The organism is Bacillus cereus group sp. MYBKT14-1 (assembly GCF_051915185.1).
Classification (GTDB): domain Bacteria; phylum Bacillota; class Bacilli; order Bacillales; family Bacillaceae_G; genus Bacillus_A; species Bacillus_A cereus.
The window spans coordinates 126,017-144,628 of the sequence record NZ_JBQAEF010000008.1; the positions used below are offsets into that span (position 1 = coordinate 126,017).

An 18,612-nucleotide genomic window follows, 5' to 3' on the forward strand; every position below is an offset into this window, starting at 1 on the left:
GATACAACTAAAATCATCCTATGTAAATAAGAAAAGTCAGAATTCACATACATTTTTATTTTCATAATAAAAAGCCATCTTTTCTAACTTTTAGAAAAGATGGCTTTTTAACTCTTATCTCATTTTATGTACTTCAGCAACTAGCTTTCCACCCTGAATGCCCATATAAAGCTTCACAGGTGCATCATTCGTATTTTCAAATACTAAATCTAAATATGGATATGCAATTGTAGCATCTCTTCCTTGTGGAACATAGCCTACCGTTTTAGAATGTGTAGTTCTCTCCACCATTTTCAGGCCAGCTTGATCTGCTGCATTGTATAAAGTTGAAGATGTTTGACAAACACCACCGCCATATCCATCTACTAATTTACCATCAACTATTTCTTTCCCTAATTGATATCCTTTATCTGGTGTTGTATCACCGATTAATGAATTAAAAGAGAAACGGTCTCCTTTTGCTAACACAACTCCATTTATGCTCGCTGCTGACAAACGAATATTCTCAATACGGCCACCTGTTGAACCACCTAAGTTCGTTTCATATCTACCAATTACCGTACCATTTCCTTGCGCATCACTTAATGTTGCGACTGGTTTTTTCTCCACGATCGGCAACTGATACGTAGCATCCCACATACCAACATTTAACAATTTATCTACTAATTCTTTTTCCATTAATTCATAAGAAGGTTTTCCTTCTTGCCAACTTCCATCAGGTGCTATACGTGAAGGAACCATTTTTTTATCGACGCTTTTTCCAACCTCACCAACAACCTTTGTTACAGACTTTTTAAATTTCGCTTCATCTTCAAAATAGCCTAAACTAGATAAATCTAATTTTTTCACTTCAGTACCAGTTCGACCATCAACTAAACTAATAGTATCCTGCACTTCTGCTTTAGCCTCTACAGTGTGTCCACCAATATCACTTACCAATGCAACATCACTTACTTTTGCACCACAGCCACTCATTATAGCTACACATAACACCCCAACTAAAATACCCTTTACTTTACGGAACAATATACTCTCTCCCTTTCCCCAACATCACTATTATGTATTTATTTCATTTCTATGTATGTTTTGTTACAATCATTTTACAATATGTTTATAAAATGTTACAAGTTATTTTTCACTCTATATAAATTACTCTTTTCTTTTATAAATGTCTATACATATTTACATAAAAGTTTGAGTTTGATAGAATTGTAACTTTTATGTAAACTCTCTCTTTTATCCAGTATATACCATTAAGCAAAAGAAATACAAATCAAAAACCCTCAAGTTATTTTTTATAAAGTGAAACTGTAATCAGTGAAGGTTTTACGGGCATCCCGACCCTCTTTATTTCCGCTGAATTTTGAAATGGGGGTCTTACTGCCCAGCAAATAGCGGGATAAAGAGAAATCCCGTCAACATAAATAGGTATTTGCCGTGCCACCGCTCCGCTTTTGCACATACATTATGGTGAATTCAACCTATTTTAAAGAAATGGAGGATGTTATTATGTATCCCTACAATCCATATGATCCATATAATCAATATGTGTACCAACAACCACAGTATGACTTACAAACACAATATCAATCTTATATAGATCAAGCAGAGCACACGAATCCATATGACCAAAATAGACAATTCCAACTTCCAATCTCTTTTCCTGGCACTGGAAATCGTCAATTAGAAAGACGCGTAAATGCGCTTGAACAAAGAGTACGTCAACTAGAAAATACAGTTGAGCGCCATACACGTAGACTCAACCGCTTAAACCAACGTTTACGCACAGTAGAAAACAGACTAAACATTCCATTCGCAGCATTAGAAGACGGGTTTTAATCGAGAAAATAAAGATTATATAAAGGAAGGGGCTTCCCCTTCCTTATATAAATTGACGAAAGTTTTTTCCATCTCTATACTGATAAGAGTTAATGAAATGAAACAAGGTGATAAATATGGATTTTGAAATAAATTATCTTTCCTTTTATGTTGTACAAGTAGAAGGAAAAGGTGAAGCAGTTGATAAACGCTACAAACATTTTCAAACTTTAGACGCTGAAGAATATGAAGATAGTTCCTTAAAAGAATTTTTGAATGGTGAGTTATTAAAAATATCGAAGCGAAAAGTAGAACGTCATGCAAAAACAGAACAAGCCCCAACAAAAATTGGTCGCTTTATTGTAGAAGAAGGGCACGAACTTGATTCAAACCCTCATTACAACCTTTTTAATCGTATTCGCTTTGCAGAAACAAAAGAAAACTTTAAAGATATGAGCGAACCTCTCGTTTATACATATCTTGACACAAGCGCTGTACGTGGTGGTGTATTTTTAATTGCTCAGGCAAAACTACGCAAATACTTTGATGATCCATTCGTATTCGTAATGAAATGCGACTTTGAACCAAAGGTTGCTTCTATTTCTGATGAATCAACACTGATTCGTAACGTTGAAATGGCCATCACAACAAAGAATATGAAATCTATCCAATATCCGTACATGCCTGAAGAAGGTATGGTTGAAGTAGGCGAACTAAAAATACACCAAGCATCACATGCCCGCTACTTTGAAGACTTCTTAAAATTCGTCGAATACGAACGCTCTATGCCTGAAATTATGAAAACACAAGTAATGGACATGGTATACGACCAAATTGAAGATGTATTTGAAGAAGGTACAGAAGAACGCGAACAATTCGACCAAGCGATGGAAGTATGGGCTGCCAGTCCGAAACGCGAAATTATGGAACAATTTTCAACCGAAGAAGTAATGGAAGCAACTGCTCAAATCGTCGAGCATGCTCCTGAAGTCGAATTAAAACTAAAAGCAGATCATATCTCTGTGAAGGCCCTGCTTGCTGATTTCGGGGATCAAATACATATTGCGAAGGTAAATGATCGATATGTACTTATGATTGAAGCAGACACACTTACATTTGAAAAAGGCTTCTCTCCTATTGAGTTTCTGAAGCCAGATGAGCTGCAAGATGTGATTGAGCGGATTGAGAATAAGCAGCAGTATTCGTTTGATCCGAGCGGTATTGAATAAAATGAAACTTTAATCAGTGGGGTTTTGTTCATCCCCCACTAATTATTAACCCTCACCAATCGGGCTTTTACGGGATAAATACTTCCATATAACTGTTGTTACTGGGCGCTTATAATAAGCGCTCTTTTGTTTATATTAAAAACCGATTCTACTAAGAATCGATTTTTCTGCTTTATAATAAAACATGTTTATTTTCAAATTTTTTTGATGCAAGATGACATTTGTTGCAGAATCAAATATATCCCTTCCTTGTTATACAAGCTTATTTCCATTAGAAATATCTACTTCAATATTTCTAGTTGACCAAGACCTTCTATAAGTTGTTAAGATGCAAATTTCACTTTACTACCTCAAATTTATTGTACTCGTAAAAAGATAATTGAAAACGATATTCCGGATGTTCTCTCACCCAATCGTAGGCTTCTTCTAAAATTTCCATTTTGTTTTGCAAGTCATTAAGTTCACTACATTCGTCCCTTTTCTGTTTGCACAGAGGGCAGAATCCATTCACTATTTCCGCACTCGTCGCCCTAATAGTTTTACTTTCTAAATCAACTACTAGACGAAGAATAACAGAATGCTCTTCTTTTGTAGTCACCTTCATTTCAGCAATCCGATCCTCATTCCAAAAGACACCGTTTAATTCCATCTTTACTGTGACATCTTTAATATCCAAGTCTACCACTATCACACCTCCCTTGTACAAAACTCAATCTTACTCTTCTATTTTAAACTTTAATACACCACAACTTAAAGAGATATTAAGTTTTTTCCAATTCTTCTTTACTATGAAAGAAAGTGTAGTTAATGCTAATTGTGTGGTAAATATTATCCCAAAAACTAAAACAGTTAAAATGTTAAAGATTGTTTCCATTAAACTACACTCTTTTCTTTATATATATTTTTATTTTATTAATACGGTTTAAAACTCTTATTACGTCTTAACAATCCCAAAGCAATTATAATGCACAATCACAACAACAAGTTGATGCCTATTTAATATCAATACGCTGTTATTACATGTATGTAGTTAGAGGGGGAGGAGAAATTCATTTAACCTCTGTATTCTCCTCCATCTCAGCCAAATACCTAATCTGCCGTTCCGCTTTTCTCACTGCTGTACGAAAATGTTTTTTCAGGAGTTCTACTGTATTTTCACTTATATAATATCTTTCCGTTATACTTTCCCACGTGTCACCACTTTCAAATGTACTCCATTCAAAAGGGCGTTCTGTATTTTTCTTTAGTTCTTTAAACACCCATTTTCGCATCTTTTTTTTCGCTTTTTCTGTTAGTTTTCCGTTTTTTACAAGTTCAAGTTCACCATGTCTTTTGTATCGCTTATTGATATCTCTCTCGCTATATACTTTAAGAAGTATATTTGCTGTATTTTCAGCATCTGCTAAAGCACGGTGCTGTTTTCCTTCCCACGTTAAAGCGAGCTGTTCTACCGCAAATTGTAAACTTGGCGTATGTTCAAACAATTCCTCATATGCTTGGAAAACAAATTTTTGCAAATCAATTCTATTTTCTTTTTCTATACTTGGGCATTCAACACCATATAATGTACAATCATGAGATAGAAAACGATAATCTTCTTTTCCCCATGAAACAAATATAGAACCTTCGCCGATGAACTGAATAAATTTCTCTATAATTTGAGGGAATTTTTCTACACCCATTAAATCTTTTTTCGTAATACCGGTTAATTTTGTTGTATGACGAGTTAATCGTGCACTTGGTTTTACTAACTCCGAAAATTCTTCAATTATCTTCATTGTACCTATTTCTATTTTTACAGCTCCGATATCAACTATTTCTGATGGATCTTCTGATTTATACGGTCTGAAATTCCTTTCAATATCAAACACAATGAAATGTGTAGCGTTTTTCAATTTATTTACCTCTTTCTAAATTCCTTTTCACACAAACACTTTATTTTCAGTATTTATTTATTCATGTACTTTATACAAAAATACTCCGAATAAATAAATGAAAATTCAGTCTTGTTATGATATGTAAGTAGGAGGACATCTATAAAAATGCAAAAAAAAAGAAGGGCGAGCCCTTCTTTTTTCAAAAATTACTTCTTGTTTACGTTAGTAGCTTGAGGTCCACGGTTACCTTGTTCTACTTCGAAAGTAACTTCTTGACCTTCTTCTAAAGTTTTGAAGCCTTCGCCTTGGATAGCTGAGAAATGAACGAATACGTCTTCTCCGCCTTCAACTTCGATGAAACCGAAACCTTTTTCTGAGTTAAACCATTTTACTTTACCGTTTTGCATGAAAAAAATCCTCCTACAATGTACCTATATGTACATATTCATTTTCAACCACCTTACAATAATAAGCCAGATATTAAAAAACTGCAACCCCTGAGGAGATTTAACATTGCTATCCTCCTCGGAAGTTACAGCTCATTTAAATCTCTATATTATTAAAAGTAAAATGGTTTAAATATACTATATCATATCAATATAATAAAAGTAAAGTTTTTTTCTTAAATTATTTTTTGTTCCCACTGCATTGCTTTTAATTCACCTGATCCGGCTACTACATAACCATCTTTTTGATTAACAATGCGCCATCCGTGCCCTTTAACTGAATCACATACTGTAACAATACCTTCTTCAAGAAGCACACGGCACACACTACTAATCCCCGCCTTATTTTGCGTTGAAGTTGTATATAAAACATGTTGATCTACACTTAAGTCTAAATAACTACTTGCTTTCTGCTCACTTTGACATGTATGCCAATATATTTTTTCACTTGCAATACTTTCATCTATTTTACAATAAGAAATATTTCCGCTAACTCCCTTGCACGATCCACTTGCCGCTACTAAATAAGAATTGTGTAAAGTCAACGCGGAGATCATTTGATTCATCGCAATTTTAATCCTCTTTAATTTACGTGTCTTCAAATCAAAGAGCCAAACACCACCATATTTAGCATGTATTTTCGTACCAATAAATAAGTAATGTTTATATAAAAATAATGATCGAATAGACGGTGCCGCACTGCCATACTCAAGAAACGGATGAATAGTTTCCCATGTCAAACCGAAATTATTAGAAAGATACAGCGTTTTTTCTCCATGAGCAACAACAGTTCCTTGTACATTGCTACATACATTCCAACTCGTTGCTTTTGTTGGAAAACGCTGAATTGTCCAGTTCTCTCCACCATTCATACTGCGAATAAAAATCCCTTCGTCACCTACACCATAAACTACATTATCTTCGCTATGTAAATCCCTAATTCGTTTTTGAAAACCATTTAAAATTCGTTTCCATTCTCCGTCTTGTTCAACAAATAAGCCATTATATGTAGTAGCTAACAACAGTTTTCCATCTCTTAACTTTGTAATAGCAGTTGCACTTAACATTGTCTCCACGTTGACACTCCCATTCTTAGAACTTCTCAGCAAATGCAATTGCAAAATTACTGCATTTTTCAACATCCTCTTCATCTTCTGGAGCTAATTCAATTTTCAGCCCTTCTTGTACAAGCTCTGCACCGCGTTCCACAAGACGTTCTTCAAATATCGTTACCGCTTCACAAAACAGTTCATACGCTGTATCACCCGATCCGAATACCGCTACCTTTTTCCCAGCTAAATCTATATTTTCTAAGTCATCATGAAAATCTTCCGCTTCAAATGGTAATTCACCATCGCCCCACGTATAAGATCCTAAAATGATTCCATCATAAGCTAATAATTCTTCAGCGTCCATGCCTTCCATTTCTTGCAATACTACTTCATGATCAAAAGCATCTAAACTAACTTTAATTAAATCAGCAATACTCTCTGTATTTCCTGACATACTTGCATAAGCTATTAAAATTTTTGCCACTTTGGCATCCCCCTCTAACAATAAATGATTCTCATTCTCATTATATTAATAATGAGAATCAATTTCAATTGATTTTTTCTACTTTTATTTACATTTCACATTACTTATTTCAAATAAGGTGAAACTTTAATCAGTGAGGGTATTCATCCCCCACCTAACTTCTTTGTTTCCGCTGAATTTTGAGGCGGGGGGGCTTACTGCCCGGCAAATAGCGGGATAAAGTGAAAGTTTAATGAGTCCTCACCAATCAGGCTTTTTCAGACAACCCACAAAGAGCGGAATAAATAAAAAAGCACAGATGACTATACAATCATCTGTGCTTTTTTATTATTTTTTAAAAATACCAAAAGGCTTTCCTACTGGTAAAACAACTTTTCCGAAGTGTGTATTTAACACTGCTGCTGCTGAACCGTAGAAAGATAATAATGAAATAAGAAGTTCAGAATATGCTGCTAAATTATGCATTGCATGCGGCATAACACCTAAAGTACTTAATGAAAGACCGATAAATAAGAAATCAATAAGGACGAAAATCATAAATAATACTTTATGTGTTTCCATTGCACCAATTGTCATAAAGATTGTGAAAATCAAATATCCGATAAAGGCTACACCAAGCTGTTTTGAATCTGCAGCTTGTGCTAATTTTTCGCCAAATACTCCAAGTTGAATTAACCAAGTCATTCCAACACCTAGCCAAAATAGACCGTACGCACCGAATGCTGTTGTACCGAATGTATTGTTATGCTTTGCATCATGAATGCAAGCAAAGATTTGTGCAAATCCTCCTAAAAAGATTGCCCACGGTAATACAAGTGAAACGCCATCTGTTAAGCCTAACTTTTGAGATGATGCTACAAGTGTTACCATCGCTAATCCAAATAGACCAATTCCAGATGGATCCGCTGTTGTCATTTTCACATGATGTGTAGTAGTTTGATTGCTCATATAAACCTCCTGATTATAAACATACTCGAATACAATACTTAAATCAGAAGACTATGTCAATGGTTTTTTTTGTATGTTGTCAGACGTTATATTTTATAATGATTAAATATATTTCTGACCACTTCATAAGGTTTTATATTCACTTTTTCCAACTCGTTTATCGGTAGCCATAACGGAATATAATTTCCCCTACCTTCCAGCTGAAATTCCTCAGCTGTTCCGCTTCCGAACACTCCGCCTGTAATATAGGCAGCATAATAATATTCATTTCCTTTATATTTTACCTTTGCAATAAGGTGCTCCACTTGTATATGTACCCCTAATTCTTCGTATACCTCTCTTTTCGTTGCCTCTTCAGGCGTTTCACCTTCCTCAATCCCTCCGCCAGGAAAAACATAATATCTTTCCTCTTCTCGAATACGTTTTATAAGAGCGATTTTTCCTTCCTGTACAATGATAGCGGCTCCGCGATTTCTTATCATTTTATTACCTCAATACGAATCGCAACTGTTCCCCACTCTTTTTCTTGTTCTTTCGTATATATTTTGTATGTACTTTCTAACATTTCCTCTAAACTATCATTTTCACAATCCAATAATTTTTTATCGATTTGTTCATATATAGCTTTAAAGCTCTCGTATCGCTTTATTTCCGTTACTTTTACCGTCATCATTTCTGTTGTCTTAAGATTCGTAAATACGATTTCATCGTCTTTGTTTATTAGTTGACGTTTTTTATCGTATAGGCGTACTTCATATACTTTTTTCCCTGATCGAATTGACTGAAACGGTTTATTATATAAACCCATTTCGTATCGCATACATCCCACTCCCTTTTGTTCATTTCACCTATTAATACAGTTCACATTACTACATCTTGCATATAATATTCCATACGTATCACTTAATTGAGAAAGGAGGCTGAAGAAGCATGTTATATTTAAATCAAAAACCTGAATATAATAAATATGATATTGGTGATTATACTTATAGTAAAGTAGGGCCAACCATTTTTTCTTGGAACGATGAAACAAAATTAAAAATAGGTAAGTTTTGTTCATTAGCAGAAGAAGTCGTTTTCATACTTGGCGGTGAACATCGCGCAGACTGGATAACAACTTATCCATTTAATGCACTTTTTGATGAAGGAGCACATATTACTGGTCACCCTTCTTCAAAAGGTGATATCGTAGTTGGCAATGATGTATGGATTGGTTATCAATCCTGCATTTTATCTGGTGTTACAATTGGTAACGGTGCCATTATTGGTGCAAAAAGTGTTGTTACAAAAGACGTCCCTCCATATGCAATTGTGGCTGGTAATCCAGCAAAATTTATTCGATATCGTTTCCCGCAAGAAACAATTGACAAACTAGAGAATCTTGCATGGTGGGACTGGGACATTTCTGTTATAAAAGGAGCTATTCCATTACTACTTTCCGACAAAATCGACGAATTTTTCACCTCGCCCGAAAATGAATCTATATGATTAAAACAGAAAGAGCATCCAATTATTTTTCAGGATGCTCTTTCTGTTTTTATTTTTTATGTCCATGCAAATGATTACACGGAGAACATTGAAATGGAATCTTATCTAAGCAATTAAAGTTTGTTTCGCAAATTTGTTCAATCGTTGGAACAAATGGAATGACAACTATGTTACTTTCTACTATTTGTGTAACAGGTGGCAATACTGTGCCTACTTGATGTTCAAAACGAATACTCGCTTGATTTATATAATTTCCTGAACCATTTGGCGCGCTCTGTACTGCTACTTGGAACGAAACTGTCCTTGCTTCACCAGGATTTAAACTTCCGATAAGAAACCCTACTGCCGGGCTTACATTCGGCACTGGCGTATTATCAACCGTTACACTTCCAGGAACAAATCGAACACTACTATCTAACATATCTTGAAAACGAATATTTTGCATTACAGTATCACCCGTATTTGTGATGACTGTCGTAAACGTAATGACATCTCCAATTGTTGCTACCTGTAAATCTGTCGTTTTTACGACTGTCGTTGAGACATTTTGAGGAATAAACGGGATAACAACTGTATTACTATCACCTTCAACTACTACTGGCGGCTCATTCGGATTTACAGTTGCAAGCCCATTCGCTGTAGCAGTATTTGTAACTAAATTATTTACTTGCCCTCCTATTATTACAACTTGGAAATTAATAATTGCTGCATCATTTGGCTGAAAATCACCTAACGGAATACCAGTATTCGGATTAGCAAATGGAAGAGGTACATCATTTACCGTTACCGTACCATTTATAAATAGCGTATTCGGATCAATGATATCTGTTAACACAATATTGGTCACAGGAACTGTACTATCATTTATAACAGCGATTCCGTAAGTGACAACATCCCCTATCATTGCTACTTCAAAGTTTGCTCCTTTTGCAACAAATAAGATTGCAGTATTTACCGTCACTATAACTGTATTGCTTGTATCCATCACTGTAACTGGCGGCTCCCCTGGTACTAAAATATATTCTGCTAACGCCCCAGCAACGTTCACTACTGTACCACCATCCGGAAAACTTGTAATCGTAGCTTCATATGTTACAAGTGCCGTCTCACCAACTGGTATATCAGGTATCGTAAATCCAATCTGCGGATTTAACCCCGGTTGCGGAACCCCATTTATCGTTACACTATTTGGAACGAAATCAGCTTCCTGAGATAGCACATCGATAAATTGAACATTCATTGCATCAGCAGTACCAGTATTTAATATACGAACAGTATACGTTACCGTTTCTCCTACACCAACAACTGAATGGTCTACTTCTTTTAGCATATCTAAGCTGCCTCTATTTACCGGCGTAACCGTCGTATTACTTGAATTTGTAATTGTAGACGGAGGTTCTCCTGGAATCAATTCGAAATCACCCGTTACTCTTGCTGTATTCATAATGCTACTAGAAGGCGGAACTGCGATTACATTTACTTCAAATGTAATTAATACACTATCCCCTACTGCAAGATCAGGCAATGCAAAGCCTACAAATGGATCTAAACCTACTTGCGGAATCCCATTTATTTGTACACTTCCAGGAACGAATTCTAAACTAGGTGATGGAACATCGATAAACTGAACATTCGTTGCTGTTACCGTTCCCGTATTTGTAACTTGCACACTATACGTTAACGTATCTCCTAATCGTGTCGCTTCTTTATTTACAGATTTTATAACGCTGAATCGTCCTCTATTCACTCTAGTTATCGTCGTATTACTCGGCTCTGTTACTACAACTGGTGGTTCTCCTGGCACTAAAGTAAAGCTTCCTGTTATATTTGCAACGTTCGTAATTGTTCCTGATGACGGGATGTTTGTAACTGTCGCTTGAAACGTCACTATAACTGTTTCACCAACTGGGATATCTCCAACTCCAAATCCAGTAATCGGATTTAAGTTTGGTTGCGAGGCTCCATTTATCGTTACACTATTTGGTACAAATGACGCCCCTGCTGAAATGGTATCAACAAACTGAACAGCATTAGCTGTTACTGTTCCAGTATTTGTTATTTGAACCGTATACGTTAATATATCTCCAACGAGAGTAGCAACCCTATTTACTTGTTTAATAACATTAAATTGCCCTCTATTTACAGTTGTAAGTGTTGTATTGCTCGGCTCTGTTACTATAACTGGTGGTTCTCCTGGTACTAATACAAAACTTCCAGTTACATTTGCCGTATTGGCAATTGTTCCGTTTGATGGCGCACTAACAACGGTTACTTGGAAGATGACTTCTACACTTTCACCTGGGTTTATATCTGGAAGCGGGAATCCATTATTCGGATTGAATCCAGGTTGTAACACACCGTCTATCGTTACAGTGTTCGGCACGAATGCTATAGAGGAAGGTAATACATCACTATATTGAACATTCGTTGCTGGCACTGTTCCTGTATTTTGAACTACTGTTGTATATGTGATTGTATCGCCTACTGCAACAACCGGCTGACTCACTGATTTTAAAACATTCAAACCAGGCTCATTGATTTCTGTTAATGTCGTATTACTTGTCGTTGTTTCCGTAATAGGCGGTTCTGTTTCACTTACAGCAAATGTAGCTGTAACGTCTACAAAATTAACAATCGTTCCACCTTCTGGTATGCTTGTAACCACTTCCTGATATGTGACAAGTACAAAATCATCGACAGGTATATTTGGAACTGTAAAACCAATGAAAGGATCTAATCCTGGTGCTGGTACCCCGTTTATGCTCACACTTCCTGGTACAAATGCTACACCAGCAGAAGTCGTATCGATAAATTGAACATTGGTCGCTGGCACTGTTCCGAAATTAAATATCAATACATCATACGTTAATATTTCTCCTACAGTGGCTACTTCTTTATCTACTAGTTTTAACGGAAAAATAGACGCTATATTAATTGTCGTAACGACTAAATTCGTTAATATCGTTTCTGTAATCGGTGGTTCCTGCGGATTCGGTTGTGAAGTAAATGTAACATCTGCATCATTTAATATGACTTCATTATCTGGAATTTCTGTAATCAACACTTGGAATGTGACCTCAATACTTCCACCAGCGATTAATAATGGAGTAACTGTAAATCCTATTTCTGGATTTACACCAAGTTGCTGCACTCCACCTATCGTTACACTATTGTCAACAAACGTCGTTCCTTCTGGTATGACATCTTGGAAGAACACATCTGTAACAGGGATAATTCCTACGTTTGAAATGAGCACAGTATACGTTAATACATCCCCAACGGCCCCAGTTGCAACATCAACTGTTTTTGTTGCAGTTACTTCACCAGGAGGAGGTAACGGTATTGTAACTACCGTTGTATTACTTGAATTCGTTGTTGTTACAGGTGGCTGTAAAGGATTTAATAAGAAAGTGGCTGTAGCAGATGCTGTATTTAATACCGCTCCACGTGTAGACGGTGCAACTACCGTAACTTGGAACGTTACTGTCAATGATGTTCCAGCTGCAATATTAGGAAGCGGGAAACCAACATTTGGGTCAAATCCAGGTTGTGGCGTTCCATTTATCGTTACACTATTTGCTACAAAAGTTGTTTCTAAAGCAATTGGATCAAGGAAAGAGACATTCGTCGCTGTTACTGTACCGTTATTTCGAATGACAACAGAATACGTGTAAGTTTCTCCAAGTGCTGCTTGTTGTACAGATGAAGATTTTTGTATATTTAACTGTGCTGTGTTTACTTGCGTCACTACAAAATTACTATTTGTAACAGTTGTTACTGGAGGATTTTCTGGATTTATAAGAAAACTTGCAGTAACGTTAGATTGGTTTCTTATATTTCCACCGCTCGGTACACTCGTCACTGTAACTTGAAACGTAATCGTAGCCGTTTGCCCGACCGGAATATTTGGTACTGGGAAACCTAGCATAGGATCCGCGCCTTGCTGTACGACTCCATTTATCGTCACACTATTTGCCACAAAGACAGTACCAGACGGAATTGGATCTTGAAAAATAATATTTGTTGCAGGAACAGTTCCTGTATTTTGAATAAGAATCGTATACGTTAACGTATCTCCTACACCGGCTTGTAGTGTATTTACACTCTTCATTACATTAAGTGACCCTACATTCACTCGCGTCACAACAATATTACTAATCGTTACAATTGTAATTGGTGGCTGGAGAGGACTTACTTGGAAATCAGCAGTTACATTCGCATTATTCGGAAGAACTCTATTTGGTGGTACACTCGTAATTGTCACTTGAAAAGTAACTGTTACCATCCCTCCTACTGGAATATTAGCAAGTGGAAATCCAGTTGTTGGATTTAAACCAGGTTGAGATATCCCGTTTATTGTTACACTATTCGCTACAAACGTTGTTCCAGATGGAATTGGATCAAGGAACGATACATTGGTTGCTGCTACTGTCCCACTATTTTGTATACGTACTGTATACGTTAGCGTATCTCCTACACCAGCTTCAGTAGCGCTTACACTTTTTATTACATTTAACCCTGAAGAATTTACAACCGTCATAACAGTATTACTTGGTTCTGTTACAGTAATTGGTGGCTCTGTTGGATTTACAAGGAAATCCCCTGTAACATTCGCACTGTTTACAACATTATTTCCAAGTGGAACTTCATCAATTAATACTTCAAATGTAACAATTACACTCGCACCAGCGGGCAAATTATTTAATGGGAATCCGAATTCTGGATCTGCCCCTTCTTGTAAGATCCCATTCACAAAGACACTGTTTTCAATAAATAATGTACCTTGTGGAATTGAATCTTGGAAAAATACATTTGTAGCTGGTACACTACCCGCGTTTATGACTTCGATTGTATATACTAAAATATCTCCTACCGTTGCAACATCCGTATTTACTGATTTCACAACTTCAAAGTTCCCTGATTGTACAGTTGTATTCACAAGGTTACTCGGAACATTGATTGTTACGGGGGGTTCACTCGGGTTCACTTGAAAACTTGCTGTTACATTTGCTTGATTTAAAATATCTTCATTTTCTGGATCCTGTACAATTAATACATCAAATGTGACTACAACCGTTTGAGCCGCAGGAATATTCGGAAGAGAAAATCCTGTATTCGGATTCAATCCACTTTGCGGTACTCCATTAATTGTTACAGAATTTGCAACAAATGAAACAGCGGAAGAAATAGCGTCTTGGAAAAATACATTAGTTAACGGGACGTTTCCTGTATTTTGAACGGCAATTGTGTATGTTAAAGTGTCTCCTACTGCTGCTTGCGTTGTATTCACTTCTTTTATTACATTTAAACCGCCTGTATTAACTTGTGTCACAACTGTATTCGTTTGTCTATTAATCGTTATTGGTGGCTGATTTGGAATAACGACGAAATTAGCAGTTACATTTCCGCGATTCGCAATTGTGCCTCCTGATGGCGTTGATGTCACTCGTACTTGAAAAGTCACTGTCCTACTTCCGCCGGGAGATATATTTGCTACTGTAAACCCAGTCGCTGGATTTACCCCAGGTTGTGAAACCCCATCCACAGTCACACTATTTGCTATAAATGTCGTTCCAATTGGGATTGGATCTTGAAAAATAACGTTCGTTGCAAGTACATTTCCTGTATTTTGAATTGTTACCGTGTACGTAAGAACGTCGTTAACCGTTACAAAAGCTTTATCCACTGTTTTTCTCGTTGTTATATCAGCTATATTAATTGTCGTAACTACAGTATTACTTGTCGCTTGCCCTGAAACTGGTTGTTGACCAGGCACTGGAGTAAAGGTAAATGTTGCACTCGCACGGTTCGGAATTGGGTTGACAAGAGGATTAGATGTTACTCGAACTTGAAATCGCACTACAGTCGTTTGCGAGGCATTAATACTTCCTAGATTAATACTACTTGCTGGATTTGCTCCTGGACGTGCTACTCCATTTACCGTAACGCTGTTTGCGACAAATGTTGTTCCTGCAGGAATACTATCAACAAAAATTACATTGTTCGCAGCGACATTCCCATTATTTGTAACATTAACTGTGTATGTTAATAAATCATTAAGTGTCGCAGTCTGTAGATCTACAGATTTTTGCATACTTATAGTTGCTTGGTTCACTGTCGTTTGTACTGTATTTGAAGAAGATGTACTTGTAATAGGAGAACTACCGACAAAAGGACGGAATTGATATGACACCATTGCCCGATTTGGAATAGGGTTTGGGTTCGGAAACGATGTTATTCGTACTTGAAATGTAACAACTCTTTGCGTGTTATTTGGGATTGTTCCTAAATTAATTCCATTAGCAGGGTTTGCATTCGGCTGCGTTACCCCCCCTATCGTTACACTACCTGCAACAAACGTCGTTCCGCTCGGAATACTATCACGTAATACAACGTTTTCTGCACTTCCTGTTCCTGTATTTGGGACCGTAATCGTATAAGTGAGAGTATCCCCTACCCCTGCGACTGTTCTATTGACCGATTTAACAGGATTAATAATTGGACCTGTTGCATCAATTTGAACACCAAAACCAGCTGCAGCGTATCCATCTCCATTTGTAACAAATCGAACAGTTGCTGACGTTTGATTGTTTACTAAAGATGCGGAGGCATCTACATTCGTAATATCCCACCCCTGTCTTCGGACAGCCAAAGCTACCCCTAACGGCTGATTTAAATCTCCAAATGTACCGCTCGTATCTAAATTTCCGCTGTCATTACAAATTTGAGACTGGAAGAAATTATTTGCAGGATTTCTCGGCCCGAATAATGCAACTGTAGCACTCGCATTCGGTCCAAAGCGAAGTTGATCTCCAGAAATGTTAGAATCACCTTCTTGAGCAGTTACAAGTACCCTTCCTGTTACAGCTCCTGTAGCTGGCGTAGCAAATCCGGAAATAGTAGCATCAACTGGTGGTGATGAAGCATCAATAATTTCTTGACCTGCATATACTGACAAATTTCGAAGTGGTAAACTTGCATTTTGATACACAACCTCAAGCGTCCAGCCCGCTGAACGGCTAATTGTTGGGTCAGCTGAAGTTCTTGCAGCTGGCACGGCACCTGTAGTATATGTGCCTGCTCCACCTGCACTAACAAGATTCGTTACATTGGCAGAGCGAGCATAATAAAACTGGTTTCCTACTGAACCTTGCTGCGCGGTAGCAGGATCTGGCGTAACAGAAAACGTCCCTGCTGGCGTTGTAAATGTAATGTTATCATTTAAAAATGGTAAAACATCTTCCGTATCAGTCCGGAAAGTACCAGCCCAAACTAATTCTGCATATAACACACTGCTTCCCGCTGGAAGATTTAAAATTGCACTTGAAGAATTCAATTGCCACTCATCTGTTGTCCCCGCTGGGAATCCTGGTACTTGCAACGCTGTATTTACTGTCGTAAACACAGCAAGTGTACCAAAAATATTACCTGGTGCAGGTGATGTAGGGCTAAGTCCCAGCGTATTCCCAGTAAACGTGACGGCACCAGGTACTGTTGTCGTAAACCGATTTATAAAAGGCACACAATCATCTCATTTCAATTATAGTAAAAAGTGCTCTATACTATAAAATGTAGACAAACTATACAATGTACGTTGTCCAACAAAATTCCGCACATATGAGAGGGGTTTATAAAACTATGCGCTACGTTATTATAACAGGAACTTCACAAGGTTTAGGTGAGGCTATTGCCACACAATTGTTAGAAAAAAATACAACTGTCATCTCTATTTCTAGAAGAGAAAATAAAGAGCTTACGAAACTCGCAGAACAATATAATAGCAATTGTGTTTTCCACTCCTTAGATCTTCAAGATGTACATAATTTAGAAACGAACTTTAACAAAATCATTTCATCTATTCAAGAAGACAGTGTATCTTCTATTCATTTAATTAATAATGCGGGTACGGTTGCTCCTATGAAGCCAATTGAAAAAGCAGAAAGTGAACAATTCATTACGAACGTTCACATTAATTTACTTGCACCTATGATTCTCACCTCTACTTTCATGAAACATACGAAAGAATGGAAAGTAGATAAACGTGTTATAAACATCTCATCTGGTGCAGGAAAAAATCCTTACTTCGGATGGGGCGCTTATTGTACAACGAAAGCTGGCGTAAATATGTTTACACAGTGCGTGGCAACGGAAGAAGCAGTAAAAGAATTTCCAGTAAAAATCGTCGCTTTTGCACCTGGTGTTGTTGATACAAATATGCAAGCACAAATTCGGAAAACAAATAAAGAAGACTTCACAAATTTAGATCGATTCATCGCATTAAAAGAAGAAGGAAAGCTATTATCACCTGAATACGTTGCGAAAGCTATTCGTAACTTACTAGAAACCGAAGACTTCCCTCAAGGCAAGGTTATTAGAATTGATGAATAACAAAAAGGCGTGCTATTTTAGCACGCCTTTTTGTTCTACTTCTCTAAAAATATAAGCACAGACTCCGCAATTTGCTCATAACCAATTTCTTGATAAATTTTATTCGATGTCGGATTTGCCAGGTCCGTATATAATGTCGTTGTTTTGTAACCTTCATCTAACATACGTTGACTAAGTGCCGCTACGCAATTAGATGCGTATCCCTTTTTCCTTTCTTCTTTCGGCGTATATACAAAATTAACTGTTATATTATTTTTAGTTGGTCTCGTTTTTGCAGCTACAGAAACGAGTTTCCCATCCACTTCCAAACCAAACAGTCGATTTGTAGTTATTAATGTATATGCAGTTTGTTTTACTTCTTCTTTCGTAGTAGGAAGCTTTACATCTTCACAAAATTGATATATCCACTGTTCTATTAATGGTAATTCATCATTATTTACCGCTCGAAAAAGTCCATTCGCATTACACTTCTTCTTTACTCTGTTCAACTCATACACACCTTGCTCCATTGCAACATGGGTTTTTTTATTTTCTAATACTGCAATCTCTTTCGCTAATTTCTGTACAATTTTCTTATTACCGATCAATCCAGGAATATCCGGATATATTTTCGTTAATTCTTTTGCAAGTTCCTCAATAGTTACTCCCGCAATTTCAGAAGTTGCAACAATGATTTGTTTCTTCTCTTCTGTTTGCAGAAATACAACCGCAATTTCTTCTCCTTGTTTCGCTATCCCCATAAATATCGGTTCTTGGACCATTTGTAATACACCTAATATGAGATTGTTTTCCTGCTCATTCTTTTCTAGAAATGGTGTAACATCTTCTTTAAAATGAAAAATCTCTTCATATACATGTAATTGAATCATCGACAATCTCTTC

The 18,612-nt window shown here is 36.8% G+C and carries 15 protein-coding genes; 4 read left to right on the forward strand and 11 right to left on the reverse strand.

Annotated elements, in window-relative coordinates; all coding sequences use genetic code 11:
* Positions 1–114 precede the first annotated feature (114 nt).
* Complete coding sequence (locus ACTFO4_RS19960; protein ID WP_000488973.1) at positions 115–1,026, reverse strand: VanW family protein; 912 nt, start codon at positions 1,024–1,026, stop codon at positions 115–117.
* 483 nt (positions 1,027–1,509) lie between these two features.
* On the opposite strand from ACTFO4_RS19960, the gene ACTFO4_RS19965 reads away from it, so the two are divergent.
* Both ACTFO4_RS19965 and ACTFO4_RS19970 read left to right on the forward strand, forming a co-directional pair.
* The gene (locus ACTFO4_RS19965) at positions 1,510–1,839 is read left to right on the forward strand and encodes a hypothetical protein (RefSeq protein ID WP_017673144.1); all 330 of its coding nucleotides are present in this window, start codon (positions 1,510–1,512) and stop codon (positions 1,837–1,839) included.
* A 116-nt stretch (positions 1,840–1,955) separates the two neighbouring features.
* On the forward strand, positions 1,956–3,047 hold the full coding sequence (locus ACTFO4_RS19970; RefSeq protein ID WP_000345046.1) for a DUF3900 domain-containing protein: 1,092 nt from the start codon (positions 1,956–1,958) through the stop codon (positions 3,045–3,047).
* A gap of 337 nt (positions 3,048–3,384) precedes the next feature.
* Here ACTFO4_RS19970 and ACTFO4_RS19975 read toward each other — a convergent pair whose 3' ends face one another.
* The 8 genes from ACTFO4_RS19975 to ACTFO4_RS20010 form a co-directional block, all read right to left on the reverse strand.
* Complete coding sequence (locus ACTFO4_RS19975) at positions 3,385–3,732, reverse strand: hypothetical protein (protein WP_000227983.1); 348 nt, start codon at positions 3,730–3,732, stop codon at positions 3,385–3,387.
* A gap of 364 nt (positions 3,733–4,096) precedes the next feature.
* Positions 4,097–4,942 (reverse strand): exonuclease, encoded by an 846-nt coding sequence (locus ACTFO4_RS19980; RefSeq protein ID WP_000786417.1) that lies wholly within the window; start codon positions 4,940–4,942, stop codon positions 4,097–4,099.
* A 188-nt stretch (positions 4,943–5,130) separates the two neighbouring features.
* Complete coding sequence (gene cspB / locus ACTFO4_RS19985) at positions 5,131–5,331, reverse strand: cold shock-like protein CspB (protein WP_001179150.1); 201 nt, start codon at positions 5,329–5,331, stop codon at positions 5,131–5,133.
* A gap of 215 nt (positions 5,332–5,546) precedes the next feature.
* Complete coding sequence (locus ACTFO4_RS19990; protein ID WP_000449496.1) at positions 5,547–6,446, reverse strand: WD40/YVTN/BNR-like repeat-containing protein; 900 nt, start codon at positions 6,444–6,446, stop codon at positions 5,547–5,549.
* 16 nt (positions 6,447–6,462) lie between these two features.
* Positions 6,463–6,906: a flavodoxin gene (locus tag ACTFO4_RS19995; protein ID WP_001062752.1), complete on the reverse strand. Its 444-nt coding sequence runs from the start codon at positions 6,904–6,906 to the stop codon at positions 6,463–6,465.
* 327 nt (positions 6,907–7,233) lie between these two features.
* On the reverse strand, positions 7,234–7,854 hold the full coding sequence (locus ACTFO4_RS20000) for an acetate uptake transporter (RefSeq protein ID WP_000070938.1): 621 nt from the start codon (positions 7,852–7,854) through the stop codon (positions 7,234–7,236).
* Between the two features lie 86 nt (positions 7,855–7,940).
* A complete protein-coding gene (locus tag ACTFO4_RS20005) occupies positions 7,941–8,336 on the reverse strand; it encodes an NUDIX hydrolase (protein ID WP_000620822.1) in 396 nt (131 codons plus the stop codon).
* A complete protein-coding gene (locus ACTFO4_RS20010; RefSeq protein WP_001268367.1) occupies positions 8,333–8,674 on the reverse strand; it encodes an ASCH domain-containing protein in 342 nt (113 codons plus the stop codon). Before ACTFO4_RS20010 ends, ACTFO4_RS20005 begins: the two co-directional genes overlap by 4 nt.
* A gap of 110 nt (positions 8,675–8,784) precedes the next feature.
* On the opposite strand from ACTFO4_RS20010, the gene ACTFO4_RS20015 reads away from it, so the two are divergent.
* On the forward strand, positions 8,785–9,342 hold the full coding sequence (locus ACTFO4_RS20015; protein ID WP_000966303.1) for a CatB-related O-acetyltransferase: 558 nt from the start codon (positions 8,785–8,787) through the stop codon (positions 9,340–9,342).
* A 49-nt stretch (positions 9,343–9,391) separates the two neighbouring features.
* Here ACTFO4_RS20015 and ACTFO4_RS20020 read toward each other — a convergent pair whose 3' ends face one another.
* Positions 9,392–16,864: a DUF7507 domain-containing protein gene (locus tag ACTFO4_RS20020; protein WP_326234622.1), complete on the reverse strand. Its 7,473-nt coding sequence runs from the start codon at positions 16,862–16,864 to the stop codon at positions 9,392–9,394.
* 116 nt (positions 16,865–16,980) lie between these two features.
* Here ACTFO4_RS20020 and ACTFO4_RS20025 point away from each other — a divergent pair, with 116 nt between their 5' ends.
* On the forward strand, positions 16,981–17,730 hold the full coding sequence (locus tag ACTFO4_RS20025; protein ID WP_001271064.1) for a (S)-benzoin forming benzil reductase: 750 nt from the start codon (positions 16,981–16,983) through the stop codon (positions 17,728–17,730).
* A gap of 35 nt (positions 17,731–17,765) precedes the next feature.
* Here the strand turns inward: ACTFO4_RS20025 and ACTFO4_RS20030 are convergent, their stop codons facing one another.
* Positions 17,766–18,599, reverse strand: coding sequence for a GNAT family N-acetyltransferase (locus ACTFO4_RS20030; protein ID WP_078420783.1), 834 nt, complete (start codon positions 18,597–18,599; stop codon positions 17,766–17,768).
* Between the last annotated feature and the right edge of the window lie 13 nt (positions 18,600–18,612).